Source organism: Nocardioides sp. (genome assembly GCF_047607185.1).
Classification (GTDB): Bacteria; Actinomycetota; Actinomycetes; order Propionibacteriales; family Nocardioidaceae; genus Nocardioides.
The window spans coordinates 1-17,150 of record NZ_JASGDQ010000119.1; the positions used below are offsets into that span (position 1 = coordinate 1).

At 72.7% G+C, this 17,150-nt stretch carries 18 protein-coding genes; 5 read left to right on the top strand and 13 right to left on the bottom strand.

Features of this window, described 5'->3' with window-relative positions:
• Positions 1-108: 108 nt before the first annotated feature.
• On the bottom strand, positions 109-813 hold the full coding sequence (locus tag QM595_RS13490; protein WP_415172083.1) for a ferritin-like fold-containing protein: 705 nt from the start codon (positions 811-813) through the stop codon (positions 109-111).
• Positions 814-959: 146 nt separating this feature from the next.
• Here QM595_RS13490 and QM595_RS13495 point away from each other — a divergent pair, with 146 nt between their 5' ends.
• Positions 960-2,405, top strand: coding sequence for a DEAD/DEAH box helicase (locus tag QM595_RS13495; RefSeq protein ID WP_415172084.1), 1,446 nt, complete (start codon positions 960-962; stop codon positions 2,403-2,405).
• 169 nt (positions 2,406-2,574) lie between these two features.
• Positions 2,575-2,979, top strand: a complete 405-nt coding sequence (locus QM595_RS13500; RefSeq protein ID WP_415172085.1) for a hypothetical protein — start codon at positions 2,575-2,577, stop codon at positions 2,977-2,979.
• A 155-nt stretch (positions 2,980-3,134) separates the two neighbouring features.
• Here QM595_RS13500 and QM595_RS13505 read toward each other — a convergent pair whose 3' ends face one another.
• The 3 genes from QM595_RS13505 to QM595_RS13515 are packed head-to-tail and all read right to left on the bottom strand — an operon-like array spanning position 3,135 to position 5,955.
• Positions 3,135-4,385 carry a polysaccharide deacetylase family protein gene (locus tag QM595_RS13505; protein WP_415172086.1) on the bottom strand — a complete coding sequence of 417 codons (1,251 nt, stop codon included), beginning with the start codon at positions 4,383-4,385 and terminating at the stop codon, positions 3,135-3,137.
• A gap of 56 nt (positions 4,386-4,441) precedes the next feature.
• Positions 4,442-5,161 (bottom strand): L,D-transpeptidase, encoded by a 720-nt coding sequence (locus QM595_RS13510; RefSeq protein WP_415172087.1) that lies wholly within the window; start codon positions 5,159-5,161, stop codon positions 4,442-4,444.
• A gap of 5 nt (positions 5,162-5,166) precedes the next feature.
• Positions 5,167-5,955 carry a ParA family protein gene (locus QM595_RS13515; protein ID WP_415172088.1) on the bottom strand — a complete coding sequence of 263 codons (789 nt, stop codon included), beginning with the start codon at positions 5,953-5,955 and terminating at the stop codon, positions 5,167-5,169.
• Positions 5,956-6,003: 48 nt separating this feature from the next.
• Here QM595_RS13515 and QM595_RS13520 point away from each other — a divergent pair, with 48 nt between their 5' ends.
• Complete coding sequence (locus QM595_RS13520; protein ID WP_415172089.1) at positions 6,004-6,762, top strand: SDR family NAD(P)-dependent oxidoreductase; 759 nt, start codon at positions 6,004-6,006, stop codon at positions 6,760-6,762.
• Between the two features lie 23 nt (positions 6,763-6,785).
• Here QM595_RS13520 and QM595_RS13525 read toward each other — a convergent pair whose 3' ends face one another.
• From QM595_RS13525 to QM595_RS13540, 4 genes are read right to left on the bottom strand one after another with little or no spacing between them, the layout of a single operon-like run.
• A complete protein-coding gene (locus QM595_RS13525) occupies positions 6,786-7,385 on the bottom strand; it encodes a MarC family protein (protein ID WP_415172090.1) in 600 nt (199 codons plus the stop codon).
• On the bottom strand, positions 7,382-8,272 hold the full coding sequence (locus QM595_RS13530; protein ID WP_415172091.1) for a PHP domain-containing protein: 891 nt from the start codon (positions 8,270-8,272) through the stop codon (positions 7,382-7,384). The genes QM595_RS13525 and QM595_RS13530 overlap by 4 nt, the downstream gene beginning before the upstream one ends.
• A gap of 17 nt (positions 8,273-8,289) precedes the next feature.
• Complete coding sequence (locus QM595_RS13535) at positions 8,290-8,928, bottom strand: DUF6758 family protein (protein ID WP_415172092.1); 639 nt, start codon at positions 8,926-8,928, stop codon at positions 8,290-8,292.
• A 13-nt stretch (positions 8,929-8,941) separates the two neighbouring features.
• Positions 8,942-9,499: a histidine phosphatase family protein gene (locus QM595_RS13540; protein WP_415172093.1), complete on the bottom strand. Its 558-nt coding sequence runs from the start codon at positions 9,497-9,499 to the stop codon at positions 8,942-8,944.
• A gap of 26 nt (positions 9,500-9,525) precedes the next feature.
• Between QM595_RS13540 and QM595_RS13545 the strand changes: the two genes are divergently transcribed.
• Positions 9,526-10,701, top strand: a complete 1,176-nt coding sequence (locus QM595_RS13545; RefSeq protein ID WP_415172094.1) for an MFS transporter — start codon at positions 9,526-9,528, stop codon at positions 10,699-10,701.
• Here the strand turns inward: QM595_RS13545 and QM595_RS13550 are convergent.
• Positions 10,688-11,515: an SDR family oxidoreductase gene (locus QM595_RS13550; RefSeq protein WP_415172095.1), complete on the bottom strand. Its 828-nt coding sequence runs from the start codon at positions 11,513-11,515 to the stop codon at positions 10,688-10,690. The genes QM595_RS13545 and QM595_RS13550 overlap by 14 nt on opposite strands.
• Before the next feature lie 149 nt (positions 11,516-11,664).
• On the opposite strand from QM595_RS13550, the gene QM595_RS13555 reads away from it, so the two are divergent.
• A complete protein-coding gene (locus QM595_RS13555) occupies positions 11,665-12,888 on the top strand; it encodes an LpqB family beta-propeller domain-containing protein (RefSeq protein WP_415172096.1) in 1,224 nt (407 codons plus the stop codon).
• On the opposite strand, the gene QM595_RS13560 is transcribed toward QM595_RS13555, so the two are convergent.
• The 4 genes from QM595_RS13560 to QM595_RS13575 are packed head-to-tail and all read right to left on the bottom strand — an operon-like array spanning position 12,885 to position 17,150.
• On the bottom strand, positions 12,885-13,919 hold the full coding sequence (locus tag QM595_RS13560; protein ID WP_415172097.1) for a MaoC family dehydratase: 1,035 nt from the start codon (positions 13,917-13,919) through the stop codon (positions 12,885-12,887). The two genes, QM595_RS13555 and QM595_RS13560, sit on opposite strands and share 4 nt — an antisense overlap.
• A complete protein-coding gene (locus tag QM595_RS13565; protein ID WP_415172098.1) occupies positions 13,916-14,965 on the bottom strand; it encodes a hypothetical protein in 1,050 nt (349 codons plus the stop codon). The genes QM595_RS13560 and QM595_RS13565 overlap by 4 nt, the downstream gene beginning before the upstream one ends.
• 20 nt (positions 14,966-14,985) lie before the next feature.
• The gene (locus tag QM595_RS13570; RefSeq protein ID WP_415172099.1) at positions 14,986-16,110 is read right to left on the bottom strand and encodes a hypothetical protein; all 1,125 of its coding nucleotides are present in this window, start codon (positions 16,108-16,110) and stop codon (positions 14,986-14,988) included.
• Complete coding sequence (locus QM595_RS13575; protein ID WP_415172100.1) at positions 16,110-17,150, bottom strand: hypothetical protein; 1,041 nt, start codon at positions 17,148-17,150, stop codon at positions 16,110-16,112. The genes QM595_RS13570 and QM595_RS13575 overlap by 1 nt, the downstream gene beginning before the upstream one ends.

Consider the following 17,150-nt stretch of genomic DNA (forward strand, 5'->3'; position numbering starts at 1 on the left):
TCGGCACAAGTGCTGGCGCCACAACCGTCGAGTCGGCGCTAGTGCTGGTGATCACCAGCACTTGTGCCGACTCGGGCACTTTCAGGCCCGCACTTGTGCCGACTCGGCTCAGTGCTCCAGGCCGAGGCCGGTCATCCGCTCGGCGTGCCGCTCGGTCAGCCTGGTGAACATCCTGCCGATCGCGGCCAGGTCGAAGCCCGGCATGTCGACGCCGCCCGCGAGCAGGCCTGCGAGCGAGTCGCGATCGGCCACCACCCGCTGCGCCTGGGTGAGCGCCTCCCCCATCAGCCGACGGCCCCACAGCGCGAGCCGTCCGCCGAGCCGGGGGTCGGCGGCGATGCCGGCCAGCACCCGCTCGACCACGAACTCGGCCTGGCCGGTGTCCTCCAGCGTGGTCAGCACCAGGTCGCGGGTCCCCGGATCGAGGAAGGCGGCGATCTCACGGTAGAAGTCGTTGGCGAGGCCGTCACCGACGTACACCTTGACCAGGCCCTCCCACCAGTCGCTGGGCGCGGTGTGGGCGTGGAAGGCGTCGAAGCCGGAGCGGAACGACTCCATCGCCGCGAACGGGTCGGCGCCGAGGTTGACCAGGCGGGCCCGGATGGGCCCCACCTTCGCGATCTGCTGGGAGGCGAACGCCGCCAGCACCAGCTTGTCCTCCAGCGAGGGGGCCAGCTTGGCGTCCTCCGCCAACCGCTCGAACGCGCTGATCTCGCCGTAGCCGACGGCCGCCAGGAGGTCGGCCACCGCCTCGCGGTAGATCGGGTCCGCGAAGGCACCCTCGTGCGGCACAGGCTCCGTCGATGCGCTCACGGAGCCACCCTACCGATAGACTGCGCTCCAGGAGCGCCGCATCGAGGCGGCGTCCGCTTCAAAGAATGTGCGCGGCAGGCGCGCGCCCGCCCTCATCGCGGGAAGCTGTGGTCGGCCGCTCGATGTGAAAGCAGCCAACGACACATATGCCTACCTTCCGTGACCTGGGCGTGCAGCCCGAGATCTGTGATGCCCTCGAGCGCAAGGGCATCACCACCCCCTTCGCCATCCAGGAGATGACCCTCTCCGTCGCCCTGCTGGGCACCGACCTGATCGGCCAGGCCCGCACCGGCACCGGCAAGACGCTCGCCTTCGGCATCCCGCTCATCCAGCGCAGCGTCTCCCCCAAGGACCCCGACTACGCCGAACTGCCCGAGGGCAAGCCGCAGGCGCTCGTCGTCGCCCCGACCCGCGAGCTGGCGCTGCAGGTCTCCGGTGACCTCGCGATGGCCTCCGAGGATCGCGGTATGCGCGTGGTCACGCTGTACGGCGGCGTCGGCTACGAGCCGCAGATCGAGGCGCTGGCGGCGGGCGTCGACATCGTGGTCGGCACCCCCGGCCGGCTCATCGACCTGGCCAACCGCAGGGTGCTCGACCTCTCCCACGTGCACGCGCTCGTCCTCGACGAGGCCGACGAGATGCTCGACCTGGGCTTCCTGCCCGATGTCGAGCGGCTCCTCAAGCTGACCCCCGAGACCCGGCAGACCATGCTCTTCTCGGCGACCATGCCGGCCGCCATCATCGCCCTGGCCCGCACCCACATGCGTACGCCGATGAACATCCGGGCCGAGTCGTCGTACGAGAATGCGACGGTCCCCGCGACCGCCCAGTTCGTCTACCAGGCCCACGACCTGGACAAGCCGGAGATGATCGGCCGGATCCTGGTGGGATCGCCGGACGTCGACAAGGTCGTCGTCTTCGCCCGCACCAAGCGGCAGGCGCAGCGGGTCGCCGACGAGCTCGCCGACCGTGGCTTCAATGCCGGCGCCCTGCACGGCGACATGGCCCAGGTCGCCCGCGAGAAGACCATGCAGCGCTTCCGCGACGGCAAGGTCCAGATCCTGGTCTGCACCGACGTCGCCGCCCGCGGCATCGACGTCACCGGCGTCTCCCACGTCATCAACTACACGACGCCCGACGACGAGAAGACCTACGTCCACCGGATCGGCCGCACCGGCCGGGCCGGCGCCTCCGGCATCGCGGTGACGCTGGTCGACTGGGCCGACATCCACAAGTGGAAGATGATCAACAACGCCCTGGCTCTGCCATTTCCCGACCCGGCCGAGACGTACTCCTCCTCGGAGACCTTCCTCCACGACATGGGCATCCCGAAGGGCACCAAGGGCCGGGTCAAGCGCGAGACCCCGGCCGAGCCTGCCGCCCGTCGCGAGCGCGCTCCCCGCGACCGCACCCGCACCCGGACCCGGTCTCGTGGCGGCTCCCCCGTCGCCGGTACGACGGACCAGGCCGCCACGGCCGAGGGCACCGAGAAGGCGGCCGCCGAGGGCGCCTCCCGCAACCGCAACCGCAACCGCCGTCGCCGTCGCCGCCCCTCGACCGGCGCGACGACCGCCTCGACCACCGAGGGCTGAGCCCGGCCCCCTCGCCTCTCCACAGGGAGCCCGCCGGGCCGCATTCACCGGACTCTCGGTCGCGCGGCTGCAGGGGCTCTGGCTGCCACCGCTCCCGGACGGATTGCCGCACTTCGTCGCCGTGGGCAGGGCGCCGGGCCAACGGCGGCCCGAACGCGTCGGGGTGCATGTGACCCGACACCCGCATCCGCCCGAGAGCACTGCCATCAACGGCATCGTCGTGACCTCGGTAGCAGAGGCCGTCCTGGCGGCGGCGCGGTTCCTGTCTCTGCTGGACCTGGTCGTGCTGGTCGACTCGGCGCTGCATCTGGGCCGATGCACTCGCGGCGACCTGGAGGCGGTCGCGACGCTCCGCCGGCGAGGGGCGCCGGCACTTCGGCGCGTGCTGCGCTACGCCGACCAACGTTCGGAGTCGGCATGGGAGACCCTGCTCCGGATGCTGCATGTCGCGTGCGGCATCACCGCACCCGCGAGGGTCAGGCCCGCGACCTGCGCCGCGACCGTGGCCTCGCCGACATCGGCGTGGTGCGCCGGGGCTACATCGCGAGGGAGGTGCTCGACCAGTGTCACGTGATCCTGGGCGCGGCCGACCGGGTGCTAGCGACCTCCGCGCAGAGTCCTAGGCGAAAGGGCGGGAGAAGTGGGCAAATTCTCGAGACGAGACGGGCAGTTCTCCCGCCCTTTTCCGACGAGGTCAGCACCACGATCGCCGCGACGTGCTCGCCGGGGCTAGCCGCGGCGGAAGTACTTCTTGCCGGGCTTGGGGTGGCCGAGCAGCTGGGAGACGGTGACGAACCGGTAGCCCCGGTGGCGTAGTCCCCTGATGATCGCGGGCACTGCGGCCACGCTGGTCGCGTGGATGTCGTGGATCAGCACGATCGAGCCGCGCCGGGTGTCGTGCAGCGCGGAGGCGATGGTCGCCTGGGTGCTGCGGGTCTTCCAGTCGAGGGTGTCCACGTCCCACAGCGCTACGGCGAGGTGGGCGCGCGCGGCGGCGGCCTCGACCCGGGCATTGGTGGCGCCGTACGGCGGCCGGAGCAGGGTCGGGGTGACGCCGGTGTCCTTGCCGATGATCCGGACGGTGTCGCCGAGCTCGGCCGCGACGTCCGCCTTGGAGAGCCGGGTCAGGTCCTGGTGGTCCCAGGTGTGCACGCCGATCTCGTGACCGGCCCGGGCGACGTCCTTGGCGACCTTCGGGTAGGCCTTGACCTGCTGGCCCAGCATGAAGAAGGTGGCCCGGACCTTGCCCTTGCGCAGATAGGACAGCAGCCGCTCGGTGTCCGGGCCGGGGCCGTCGTCGAAGGTCAGCGCGACGCACTTGACCTTGGCGCAGTTCACCTGGGACCGGCGCGGCTGCCGGACACGCGGTGGGGTGGTGGAGGGCGACGTGGGGGCCACCAGCGTCGGGGAGGCGGCCGCGGCCTGGGCCTCGGTGCTCGTGGCGGGCAGCAGGTGGCCGGTGGCGGGGTCGAACCAGAAGGAACGCGAGGACTCCGTCGTCGTGCCCCCGGCGAAGATCACCGTGTCGATCGCGATGCCCACCGCGTTCGGGGACGCTCCGACCAGGCGCCAGCCGAGGTTGAGCTCCGGCCCCTGCGCCACGCCCTTCTTGCCGGTGCCGGCGTAGCTCTTGCGGAAGTCGTGTCGGCTGCGTTGCACGTGGCCGCTGATGGCGTGGTCGACGGTCGCCAGGCCGAACAGTGGCCAGGTCACGTGGGTGCGCGGCTTGAAGGTGGAGCGGGTGCGGACCTCGACGGCCAGCCCGCCGAGCAGCTGCGGGTCGAGGCCCTCCGTGCTCTGCCCCGTGACGGCGCCCGGGGCAGTGCTCGCGACAGTGCTCGGGGCGACGCTCGGGCTGGCCTGCGGCGCCGCGCTCGCGGTGCCGGCCGCGAGCACCACCGTGTCGGTGGCGGATGTCGAGCAGGCCACCAGCACACCACTCAGCAGGATCACCACGAACGAGAGCAGGCCGGCACGCACTCGGCACAGGCTATGGCGCCGGGACCCCTCTCCGGCCGCGGCGACACGCCCGATGGTCAGATGACGACGACCTTCGTGCCGGTCGGTGCGAAGTCCCACAGCGCGATGGCGTCGGGAGTCCGCTGACGGATGCAGCCGTGCGACTGTGGCGTGCCGAGCTGCTTCTTGGTCTGCAGCGGCACGCCGTCCTTGGTCGGGATGGTGTGGAAGCCGATGGCGGCGCCGGTCGGGCCCTTGGTGAATCTGACGAAGTACTCCATCACGCCGGAGTCGTCGACGCCCACCGCCCAGCGTGAGGTGGAGTAGACGGAGTAGGTGCCGGGGTCGAGGTTGTCGGTGACGCTGCCGGAGACCAGGTAGGTGCGCTCCACCTCGCCGGAGGCGGCCACGAGCCAGACCCGCTGTGCCTCCTCGCTGAAGACGACCCGCTTCCCGCTGCCGGTGCCCTCCGGCAGCGCCTTCGGGTCAGGCGCTGCCGGCTCCTGGCTGGCCGACTCCTCGGCGACCGGGGCGGCCTCGGCCGTGGCGGGCGGCGCGGTGCTCTCCCCGGCGTCGACCGAGGAGTCGGCCAGCGGAGCCCGGAGCGACGCCGACACCGCGTCCTGGGCGAGTCCGTCGGCGGCCTGCGACGCGGGGTCCTCGGAGGAGCGGAGCGCCCCGACGGCGGCGCCCGCGACGGCGACGACCACGACCGCCAGCGCGGCGGCCAGGGCGGCGATGCGACCCGGCCGGGGCCGGACCCGGCGAGCAGCGCGATGCCTGGGGGAAGCAGACATCCGGCTCAGCCCTTGCGCCTACGGGCGGACCTGCCTCGCTTCGCTCGTTCGAGCAGGTTGGCCGCCACCTGGCGGTAGGCGGCGGCGCCCTTCGAGGACCGGGATGTCGCCAGGATCGAGCGGCCGGCCGCGGGCGCCTCGGCGAACTTGATCGTCTTCGGGATCGGCGGCTCCACGACGTCGAGGCCGTAGGTCTGCGAGATCGTCTCCAGCACGGTGCGGGCGTGGGTGGTGCGGCCGTCGTAGAGCGTGGGCAGCACGCCCCAGACCTCCAGGCCCTTGTTGGTGAAGCGGCGTACGTCGTGCACGGTGTCGAGCAGTTGCCCGACGCCGCGGTGCGAGAGCGTCTCGCACTGGAGCGGCACCAGCACCCCGTCGGCGGCGGTCAGCGCCGCCACCGTCAGCACGCCGAGCGACGGCGGGCAGTCGAGCAGGATCCAGTCATATTCGGTCTCGTCTTCGAGTGCGGTCTTGATGACGTGCTCGCGGCCGGTACGGGTCAGCAGGTCCGCCTCGGCCCGGGCCAGCTCGATGGTGGCCGGCAGCAGGTCGACGCCGTCCTCGGTCTGCAGGATCACCTCGGCGGCCTCGACGCCCTTGGTGAGCACCTGGTGCACGGAGACCTCGACGTCCTCGGGGTCGATGCCGAGGGAGAAGGTCAGGCAGGCCTGCGGGTCGAGGTCGACCAGCAGCACCCGCTGCCCCAACTCGGCGAGCGCGGCACCGATCGAGGCGACGGAGGTGGTCTTGGCGACGCCACCCTTCTGGTTGGCGACGGCGAGCGTGATGGTCATCGGGGCCATCATGCCCGATGTGACCAATGAGTAGGCCACACTTGCGCCATGTCCACCGCTCTCGTCACCGGCGCCACCGCCGGCATCGGCCTCGCCTTCGCCCGTCAGCTCGCCGAGAGGCACTGGGATCTGGTGCTGGTCGCCCGCGACGCGGAGCGGCTCGAGCGCACCGCCGACGACCTCCGTACGACGTACGGCGTCGAGGTCACGGTGCTGCCGGCCGACCTGACCGACCGCGCGGACCTGCGAGGAGTCGAGGACCGGCTGGCCTCGCCGTCCGAGCCGGTCGACCTGCTGGTCAACAACGCCGGCTTCGGGCTCAAGCGGCGGTTCCTGGACAACTCGGCCGACGAGGAGACCGCGATGACCGAGGTGCTGGTGATCGCGCCGCTGCGGCTCAGCCATGCGGCCCTCACCGCGATGACCGGGCGGGGTCACGGCGGCGTCATCAACGTCGGCAGCGTGGCGTCGTACCTGCCTCGGGGCACCTACTCGGCGGCCAAGGCCTGGATCAACAGCTTCACCGAGTGGGCGCACAACGAGTACCGACCCCGCGGCGTCACGGTGATGGCGCTGCTGCCCGGCTTCACCCGCACCGAGTTCCACGAGCGGATGGGGGTGAGCCGTCAGTCCGCGCCGGACTGGATGTGGCTCGACGTGGACCAGCTCGTCGCGGAGGCGCTGGCCGACTACGAGAAGGGCAAGGCGTTCTCGGTGCCGAGCGCGCGCTACAAGGTGCTCGCGACGGCCGCGAGGATGGCGCCGACCCGGTTCCTGCAGCGGTTCCAGCTCGTCGGCCGGAAGTAGCCCACAAGTAGCCCGACGGCAGCTCAGGCCTCGATGAAGGCGCGCACCGCATCGGCCACCATCTGCACCGCGATCGCGGCGAGCAGCAGACCGGCGATGCGGGAGATCAGCAGCACGCCACTGTCGCGGATCACCCGCAGGATCGGCAGCGAGAACCGCATCGCCAGCCAGATCGCCAGGTGGACGCCGACGATGCCGAGCGCGACCGCGGCGAAGGTGCCGATGGAGTCGACCTGGCGGGCGAACAGCATGGTGGCGACGATGGCGCCGGGGCCGGCCAGCAGCGGGGTGCCGAGCGGCACCAGCGCGACATTGGCCTCCGCCGGGTTGGCGCCGGGGTCGTCGGCCTTGCCGGTCAGCAGCTCGAGGGCGACCAGGAGGAGCAGCAGACCGCCGGCGCACTGCAGCGCGGGCAGCGAGATCGAGAGGTAGTCGAGCAGCCGCTGCCCGAAGAACGCGAAGAGCACGATGACCAGGAACGAGACCGCCACCGCCTGCCAGGCGGCGCGGCGGGCGCTGGCCGCCGACCGGCCGGAGGTGAGCGAGAGGAAGATCGGCACCGTGCCGACCGGGTCCATGATGACGAAGAGGGTCACGAAGACCTCGACCATCAGCGTGATCATCGGACCACCTCCGGGGTGACTCGGCCGCTCTCCCGGGCCGCTGCGGCGGCGAGGTCGAGGAGTCGGGCGTACTGCTCCGGGTCGGTGGTGTTGACGCCGAGGTCGTGGCCCTTCTTGCCGGAGCCGTGGTAGTCGCTGGCGCCGGTCACGACCAGGTCGAGGTTGCGGGCGATGGCGCGCAGCGCGTCGCGGTCACGCGGTGAGTGGTCCTGGTGGTCCACCTCGATGCCGGCCAGTCCGGCCTCCCGCAGCGCGGCCAGCCCGGCCTCGTCGGGGCGCCGTCGGCCGGACCGGCCCCAGACATGGGCGACCACGGTGACGCCGCCGGCGGCGCGCACCAGCCCGATCGTCTCCACCAGGGGGGCGGCGTACCTGCCGACGTAGCCGGGCCGGCCACCGGACAGGTAGCGCTCGAACGCCTCGTCGCGGTCGGCGACCACGCCCAGCCGGACCAGCGCGTCGGCGACATGGGGACGTCCGGAGGCGGCGGCGTCGGGCGAGCCGGCGAGCACGTCGTCGACGGTGATGTCGATGCCCAGGCCGCGCAGCCGCTCGATCATGGCGGGCAGCCGCTGCTCGCGACCGCCCAGCACCCGACCGAGCTCCTCGACCAGGGGCGGGTACGACGGATCGGGGAGGTAGCCGAGGAGGTGGACGCTGTGCCGTTCTCCTGTCGAGCCCTCGTGCAGGGTGCTGATCTCCATGCCGCGCACCAGCTCGACGCCCACCTCGGCCGCCGCCGCGGCGGCCTCGGGCCAACCGGCGGCGGTGTCGTGGTCGGTCAGCGCGACGACGTCGAGCCCGGCCGCCCTCGCGGCCCGGATCAGGTCCCCCGGGGCATCGGTGCCGTCGCTCACCCAGGAGTGGGTGTGGAGGTCGATGCGCACCCGCGCAGACTACCGACTCACCACGACGGCGCGGGACCTCCGAAGGGCAGCTCCAGCAGCGCCGGCCCGAGCACCGAGACGTCGCGCAGCGGCCACGGCTCCCGCAACAGCAGCAGCGCGCTCGCCGGCCGGATCACCAGCCACAGCCAGCGGCCCTCCGCCTCGCCGGCGAGGACGGTGCGGTCCCAGTCGTCAACCCCGGAATCGGACAGGGCCTCCCACACCGAGACCTGCCACAGCGGCACCAGCTGGCCGGCCAGCCTCACCTTCGAGGTGGCCGGCCCGTCGCCGAGGCCGGGGCCGGGGTCGTCGCCCAGCGTGCCGGCGCAGCGGGCGCCGACCCCGGTGCCCGGCTCCTCGGCCACCACGATCAGGTCGACCGGACCGTCGTCCTCGGTGGGGCCGGTGACGCAGGTGAAGGTGGCGGCGCCGCTGACGGTGCCGAAGTCGGTGACCTCCCAGCCGGGGCTCAGCGGCCAGGGCAGATAGGTGGGCACCTCGCCGGCGAGCTCGAGGTGCACCGCGAAGTCGTCGTACGACGTCTCCCCCGCCCGCCACAGCGGCGCCACCTCGCCGTGCACGGGGCAGGCCCAGCCACCGGCCGGGATCGCGGTGGCCGGGGTCGGGCAGCGAGGGCAGCCTGCCGTGAGAGCCATGCGCCCTACCGTGTCATGAGTTCCAGCGCGCCACCACCGGTGCCGACCGTTCGTGGGCGAGCACCGACAGCGTGGCGGTGTCGAGCCGGAACAGCCGGCCCTCGGCGACCGGCAGACCGAGCCAGCGGGCGGTCAGCGCGCGCAGTGAGTGTCCGTGGGAGAAGGCCAGCACGTCGCCCTCGACCGCGGCGACCCTCGCCAGCACCCGATCGAGTCGCTCGGTGACCTGCTCGGCGCTCTCGCCGCCGGGCACCGGGCCGGCCCAGATCGTCCAGTCCGGCATCGACGCGCGGATCTCGGGCGTGGTCAGGCCCTCCAGCGAGCCGTAGCGCCACTCCGCGAGGTCCTCGCAGACCTCGGCGTCGGGGAAGCCGGCCAGCGTCGCGGTACGGACGGCGCGCTGTCGGGGCGAGGTCAGCACGAGCGCGAACTCGTGGCCGGCGAGCCTCGGCGCCAGCGAGACGGCGTCCGCCTCGCCCTCGGGCAGCAGCGGCAGGTCGGTCACCGAGGTGTGGCGGCCGTTCGTGCTCCATGCGGTCGCGCCGTGTCGCACCAGATACAGGTCTCCCACACCGCGAAGTCTGACAGGCTGCGCTCATGGTGAACCATCTCGGCCGTGCCCGCCGGGCCGCGCAGGCGTCGTTCTTCGCGCAGGGCATGGTCTACATCACGCTCACCACTCGGCTGGAGCAGTTCCGCGACGAGTGGGACCTGAGCTCGGCCGTGGTGCCGCTGCTGCTGCTCATGCTGGTGCTGCTGGCCGGGGTCGGCTCGGTCGTGGCGGAGCGGCTCGCCGAGCGTCACGACTCCGCCACCATGCTGCGCGCCGGCCTGGTCGGGATCGCGGTGGCGCTGGTGCTGGTCGTGGCCGCGCCGGTGCTCGCCGTCTACGTCGCCGGACTGGCGCTGTACGGCGTCGCGCTCGGCGTGGTGGACGCCACCACCAACATGCAGGCGGTCGCTGTGGAGCATCGCTACGGCCGGCCGATCCTGCCGTCCTTCCACGGCGCCTGGACGCTGGGCGGCGTGCTGGGCGCGCTGGTGACGGTGGCCACCGGGGACGACGTACCGCTGTGGACCATCGGCGTGGTGGCGGTGGTGCCGCTGCTGGCCTCGCTGGCGCCGCTGCTGCCGCGGGTCAGCGCCCCGCCGGAGGCCGAGGCCGCCGCGACCGACATCGCGTGGCGGCCGATCCTGCTGGTCGGCCTGGGGATGGTGCTCTTCTACATGGTCGACACCGCCGCGGCGACCTGGGGGCCGACGCACGGGGAGAAGACGTTCGGGGTCAGCACCGACACCGCCGCCATCGCCTCGCTGCTCTACCTGCTGGCGACGCTGGCGGCCAGGTTCGCCGGGGACGGCCTGGTGGCGAGGTACGGCGCGGTGCCGGTGCTGCGGGTCGGCACCGTCATCGGCGTGGCGGCACTGGCCGTGGTGGTCTTCGCGCCGTCGTGGCCGGTCGCGGTGGTCGGCTTCGCGCTGCTCGGGGCGGGCATTGCGGTGATCGCCCCGCTGAGCTTCTCCGCGGCCGCCCGGATCGCCGGCGCGGACCAGGCTCGCACCGACGCGGTGATCGCCCGGTTCAACCAGTTCAACTACGTCGGCGCGCTGCTCGGCGCGGTGATGACCGGCGCGGTGGGCGCGGTCGCGGAGAGCGTCGTCGAGGAGGGCTCGGCGCTGCGGATCGGCTTCGCGGTCCCGATGGTGCTGCTGCTGGCGATGCTGCCGCTGGCTCGGGCGTTCGCGCCGTCGAGCCGGGTCAGGAGTGGTTGATCCGCTTGTTGACCTCGCGGGAGAGGAACGAGGGCACCAGGTCGGCGGTGAGGGCGAGCGCCTTGGCGGGCAGGCCGACGGCGGTGTGCACCCGGGCCGGGGCCACCCGGCCCAGCGCCCGGCCCACCAGGCTCGGCGGCTTGGCGATGTCGAAGATCTGCTCGGCGACGTCCTCCACAGTGAGCCGGACCCCCATCGTCGAGGCGCTGGTGGTGTCATTGCCCTCAAGCAGCGCGGTGTTGACCCACAGCGGCCAGACCGCCTGCACCCGGATGCCCTCCTTGCGCCACTCCAGCTCCAGCGCCTCGGTCAGCCCGCGCACCGCGAACTTCGACGCCGAGTAGCTGGCGATCTCGGGCTGGCCATAGATCGCCGAGGCGCTGCACAGGTTGATCACCTGGGCGCCGGGGGTGGCCTTGAGGTAGGGGTAGGCGGCGTGGCAGCCGTTGACGACACCGCCGACGTTGATCTCGATGGTCAGGTGATGGGCGGCGAGCGGCACGTCGGCGAACCGGCCGGCGCGCAGGATGCCGGCGTTGTTGACCAGCAGGTCGAGACGGCCGCCGGAGACCTCGGCGAACTCCGCCAGGGCACGGTGCCACTGCTCCACGTCGGTGACGTCGAGCGCGCCTCCGACGGCGGCGCCGGCACCGTGGACGTCTTCCAGCTCGGCGACCGCGCGCTCGACGCCGGGCACGTCGACGTCGTACACGCCGACCAGCCAGCCCGCCGCGGCGAACCTCTCGACCGTGGCGCGGCCGATGCCGGCAGCGGAGCCGGAGACGAGGATGGCGGGCCTTGACGTGGCGGGCATGAGCGGACCTCCGCGGACGAGGGGGCGTGTGGCAGCGGCCACGCTACCCGGTTTGCTACCCGTCGGTAATAGTCGCCGGCCTCAAGATCCTGTTTCGGACTCGGCCGGGCTGGGTAGGCCACCACCTGAAGACGACGAAGGGGGGCGCCATGCGCGGAGCTTGTCGGTGGGCCGCACTCGGCCTGTTGGTCTGCCTGATGACGGTGGGGACCGATGCGCCCGCCGGTGCCGGCACCTCACCCGGAGTCAACGGCCCGATCGCGTTCGTGCTGAGCGACGGACACGACCTCGACCTCCAGGTCGTCAACGCCAACGGCTCGCAGCTGCGGGCGCTGACGGCCACCGACGGCTCGGAGAGCCATCCGGCGTGGTCTCCCGACGGCACCCGGCTGGCCTATGTCGGTCGGGCCGACGCCGACGGCGGCGACGTGTTCGTGATGCGCGCCGACGGCACCCAGGCGAGGCGGCTGACCCGCAACGGGGTCAGCACCAGCCCGACCTGGTCACCGGACGGCACTCGGATCGCCTACACCCGCACCGACTCCCAGAAGGACGAGGAGATCTGGGTGATGCGGGCCAATGGGAAGCGTCAGACCAAGGTGACCGACGACCGGGTCCGCCAGCTCAGCCCCGAGTGGTCGCCGACCGGCACCCGGATCGCGTTCTACGGCGCGGTCTCCGGCGGCTGGCGGATCTTCACGATGCGCCCCGACGGCACCCGGCGACGGGCGATCGCCGACGCCACCGCCGAGGCCCCGCAGATCAGCTGGTCCCCCGACGGCACCCGGCTGGCCTTCGTGAGCGGGTCGATCGTCGTGGTCTCCGCCGACGGCACCGGCGCGACCGCGGTGCCGGGCACCGCCGGGGCGACCGCGGTGGCGTGGTCTCCGGACGGCACCCGGCTCGCCTTCGTGCTGGCGGGCCAGGTCCACACCTCGGCCATCGACGGCAGCAACCCGGTGCACGTCACGAATCTCCCCGGCACCTACGGCGCGCCGCAACTGCTCGACTGGGGCGTGGCGACCGCGACCCTCCCCGGCACCACGCCCGGGACGCTCGCGGTCACCTGCGCCGGGCTGCCGGCCACCATCGTCGGCAGCGAGGGCCCCGACGTGCTGCGCGGAACCCCCGGTCCCGACGTGATCGCCGGGCTGGGCGGCGAGGACCGGATCCGCGGCCTGGGCGGCAACGACGTCCTCTGCGGTGGCGCCGGTCGCGACACCCTGCTCAGCGGCCGTGGCGCCGACCGGCTGCGTGGCGAGGAGGGCCGGGACCGCCTGGTCGGCGGCAAGGGCAGGGACCGGCTGGTGGGCGGCCCGCTCCGCGACCTGTGTGTCGGCGGCCCGGGCGCGGACGTCTACCGCAGCTGCTAGACCGGGACGAGTGCCCAGTAGTCCAGGTCGAGCAGCACGCCGTCGGCGTACTTGCCCTCCTCGGTGCGCAACGTCATCGACTCGTCGCGACCCTTGGTGGCGACCAGCCGGAGCCGCAGCGCGCCGACGCCCCGAGCCGGGGTCGGCGCGGAGTCGAGCACCTCGGACCAGGCATAGACGGTGTCGCCGGCGAAGGCCGGGGCGACGTGGGAGCCGCCGTTGATGGCGGCGACGAGCTGGGCGTTGGCCAGGCCGTTGAACGACAGTGCGCGGGCCAGCGAGATGACGTGGCCGCCGTAGACGAGCCGGCGGCCGTCGGGGCGGGCCTCGGTGTTGAAGTGGACCTTGGCGGTGTTCTGCCACAGCCGGGTGGCCATCATGTGCTCGGCGTCGGTGAGGGTGACGCCGTCGACGTGGTCGATCCGCTCCCCCACCTCGTAGTCGCCGAGGCGGTGCGGCTCACCGGCGGCGGCGAAGTCGTAGGAGGTGAAGTCGAGCCCGGTCGGGATCACCAGATCGGCAGCGGCCACCGCGGACGCCAACTCCGGCACGACCGTCTCAGGGGCAGGCGCCGACTCGGACCGCTTGTGCACCATCACCCAGCGGCACCAGTCGAGGACGACCTCGTCGCGCTGGTTGGTGGCGGTGGAGCGGACGTAGACGACGCCGCTCCTGCCGTTGGAGTTCTGTTTGAGGCCGATGACCTCGGAGCGGGTGATGAGGGTGTCGCCCGGGACGACCGGCTCGTGGAAGCGCAGCTCGGCATAGCCCAGGTTGGCGACGGCGTTGAGCGAGATGTCGGGCACGGTCTTGCCGAAGGCGATGTGGAAGGCGACCAGGTCCTCGACCGGATGCGGCCGCAGCCCGACGCTCGCGGCGAACTCGGCGGAGGACGGCACCGCGAACCGGCTGGGGTAGATCGCGCCGTAGAGCGCGCGATCGCCCTCGGTGACGGTGCGCGGGGTGGCGTGCTCGATCACCTCTCCGATCGTGAAGTCCTCGAAGAATCTGCCGGGGTTGGTCTTGCTCATCTGCCGTCCTGGATCTCGTCGTCGGGGTGGAGCTGGTGCCAGCGGTGGTCGGCGAGGTCGGCGAGCGCGAGGACCGCCACCTCGGCCACCTCGGCGTCGTCGACCTCGACCGGTCCGGTGGGGACGTCGGGGCTGGCGAGCAGGTCGTCGACGCGCCCGGCGAGATGGACGCCGAGGTCACGCAGCTCGTCGACCTGGCGCCGCGACTCGGCCGCGCACCAGGAGCCGAAGCCCTCCGGCAGCAGCACCTTCTCGCCCTTGTGCCTGGTGAGCGACTCCCGAGTGATCCAGTTGCGCACACCCGACTCGTAGCCGCCGGTACGACGCGGCAGCCGGTCGCCCAGCGCGAGATTGACCCGCCGCAGCGTCTCGGCCTGCGCCAACGAGAGGGAGGAGTTGACCACGCGGGAGGGCGGTGTGATCAGCGACGTAGGGACGCCGAGGATGCCGCAGAACAACTCGAGCAGGGTGCCCTCGGTACGGGTCGGCGGCGGGCAGGCGATGACGTGGACCCGCTCCGGCGGGATGAGCGCGCCCCAGCGGCGGGCGATGTCGGCGAGATCCTGGCGGCGTACGAAGAGGTCGTCGCCGCCGTCGCGGATCGCGGCCACGAAGTCGGCGTAGGTCTGGGTGCCGCGCTGTTTGATCCGCTGCTGCCACTCCGAGGGGATGATGAGGCCCCAGTGCCGGGCGGTGACGATGACCTGGACGTCGAAGCCGGCCGAGGTGACGGCGGTGACCAGGTCGTCGACGACGTAGCCGGGCAGCTCGGCGAGCGCCTCGACGCTGACGACCTGGGCCCGGCCGGGGCGCCGCTGGAGCTGTTGGACGAGGTAGTCGACGGCCAATCGGCCGCCCTGCTCCTCCCCGAAGTTGGCCCACCGCCGCAACCCGGGCACCAGGTGCTTGAAGTCGCTCTGGGTGAGCGCCGCCACCTGCACCCCCTCGGCCGCGAGGGCGCCGCGCGACGCCTTCAGGCCGAGCTGGAGATAGGTCGTCGCGCTCTTGCGAGTGCCGACATGGAGAAAGACGGTGGGCCGGGCCATGACGCCAAGTCTTTCAGATCTCACTGGCCCAGTCCGCGCCGCACTAGGTCCGCGAGCGCAGCAACGGCGGTCTCCGGGGTAGCCGCGGCGGGCCAGTCCGGCAGCTCGGCGACACCCCGTTGGGCGAGCAGCTCGCGGAGCCCGGTAAAGCCGTCGTGGCCGGCCGCGACAAGCTCGGCGGGCGGCACCCGGCGGGGATCGACGCCGGGTACGTCGACGGGCGTGAGGTCGTTCCAGGCGCCCTCCAGGCGGCAGCCCGATCCTTGGACGGCCTCGACCATCCCGGCGGCGTGGCGGCGCACCCAGCGGGCGACCGGGAGACCGAGGCGCTGCTCGTGCTTGGCCCGGGGGCCGAGCACCCGCTTGGCGAGCAGCTCCTTGCGCAGCGGCTTGCCAGTGGCCGCGTCGATGCCCAGCTCGGCCAACCGAGCGTTGACCCGCTGCAGCAGCTCTGCGGAGGCGGCGCCCACGGAGGCGTTGTCCGACGTCCCCGCAGCCAACTCTTCGGGGTCGAAGCCGACCACCCTGGCGAATCGCTCGGTCAGCGTGACGGCCGGTGCGCCGGGGGGCGGCACGGTGACGACCGTGACGTGGTCGATCCCGGCGACATCGCCCCAACGGCGTACCACTCGCTCCAGGTCCTGCTGACGCCAGAAGGTGCGGCCTGCCTCGGTTCGCTTGGCGGGATCCAGCCGGGGTCGGGGACGCGCCCCCTTGGCACCCTCCAGGTAGTCGGCCCAGCTCCAGCCGCGGCCGTTCTGCACCGTCTCCTGCCACATCGAGGCCAGCGACCGGTTGAGGTCGCGGGCGGTGACCACGACCTCGACGGTCCCCGGCGGAAAGCTCGCCACGGCGGCGGCCGCCTGGCTCTCCCGGAACGCGCCCATGAACTCCATCGAGATCACCGCGGTGCCGTCCCAGCGCTCGATCTGGTCGACCAGCGCGCGCCACGTGAGCTGCGGCCCGGGCTCGGCGCCCGGCTTGACCAGCAGGTCGCGGACACCGCGCACCTGCTCACCCCACTCCTCGCCCGGCACCAGGACACCCTGCTCGGCGAGCCGCTGCTGGTTGGCGAACAGCAGCGCCTGCAGGAACGTCGTCCCGGACTTCATCAGGCCGACGTGGAGGATCACCCGGCGAGCCATCAGACATCCTCGGTCTGATGCTCGGGGTCGTCGCGGACGTTGCGGCGCAGCAGTTCCTCGATGGCGTGTACGGCGGCCTCGAGCTGCGCCTGCGCGCTGACCCGCTGCGGGCGGACGCCGGTGGAGCCGACCGGCTCGAGGTCGGCCAGGTCGCCGACGACGCGGATGCCCGAGGCCGCCAGCCCAGTGCGGTGCTCGGCGGCGAGACGTCGTACCCAGCCGGGGACCTTGAAGCCGATCGCCGGCTCCTCGCCGCGGTGACCGGCCAGGATCGTCTTGGCCAGGCCGAACTTCACGTGCCGGGAGTAGTCGGGCCAGGCCAGCCCGCTCCCCTCGCCCTCGAAGGCGCGGTTGAGCCGGCCCAGCAGGGCGGCCGAGGCGGCGCCGAGCGACTCGTTGCCGCTGGCCGGCGGCGCGGCGGCCTCGACGGGGATCCCGGCCGCCTCGCAGAACCGGTGCCACAGCCGCTCGGGGTCGCCGGCGTCCCGCGGCAGCGTGACCAGGGTGACCGCGTCGACGCCGAGCAGCGAGACCCACTTGTCGACGATGCCGACCACGTCCTGCTCGGCCCAGAACGCCTCTCCGGGGCCACGCCGGTGCCGCACCCCGTCGAGATAGTCCGGCCAGGTCCAGGAGCGGCCGTTCTTGAGCGTCTCCTGCCACATCGAGGGGATGGTGCGGCCCAGGTCGCGCGCGGTGACGACGGCCTCGACCCGGGCACCGGAGTCGGCCAGCGACTCGGCGACCCGGCGCAGCCTCTCCACCGGCGGCGCCGCCAGGAACTCCATCGAGATCACCGAGGTGCCGGCGTACCTGCCGATCTCGGCGACCATCCGCTCCCAGACGCCCTCGAACTCGCCGTGGGCGCGCTGACGCCGGCCGAGGGCGTCGCTGACCGCGTTGACCTGGTCGCGCCAGCGCTCGCCGGGGAAGAGCAGCCCGGCGGCCGCCAGCGACTCCCGGGCGCCACCGAGGCGGGTCTGCAGGTGGCTGGTGCCGGACTTCATCAGCCCGACGTGGAGGACGACCCGCGAGGACAC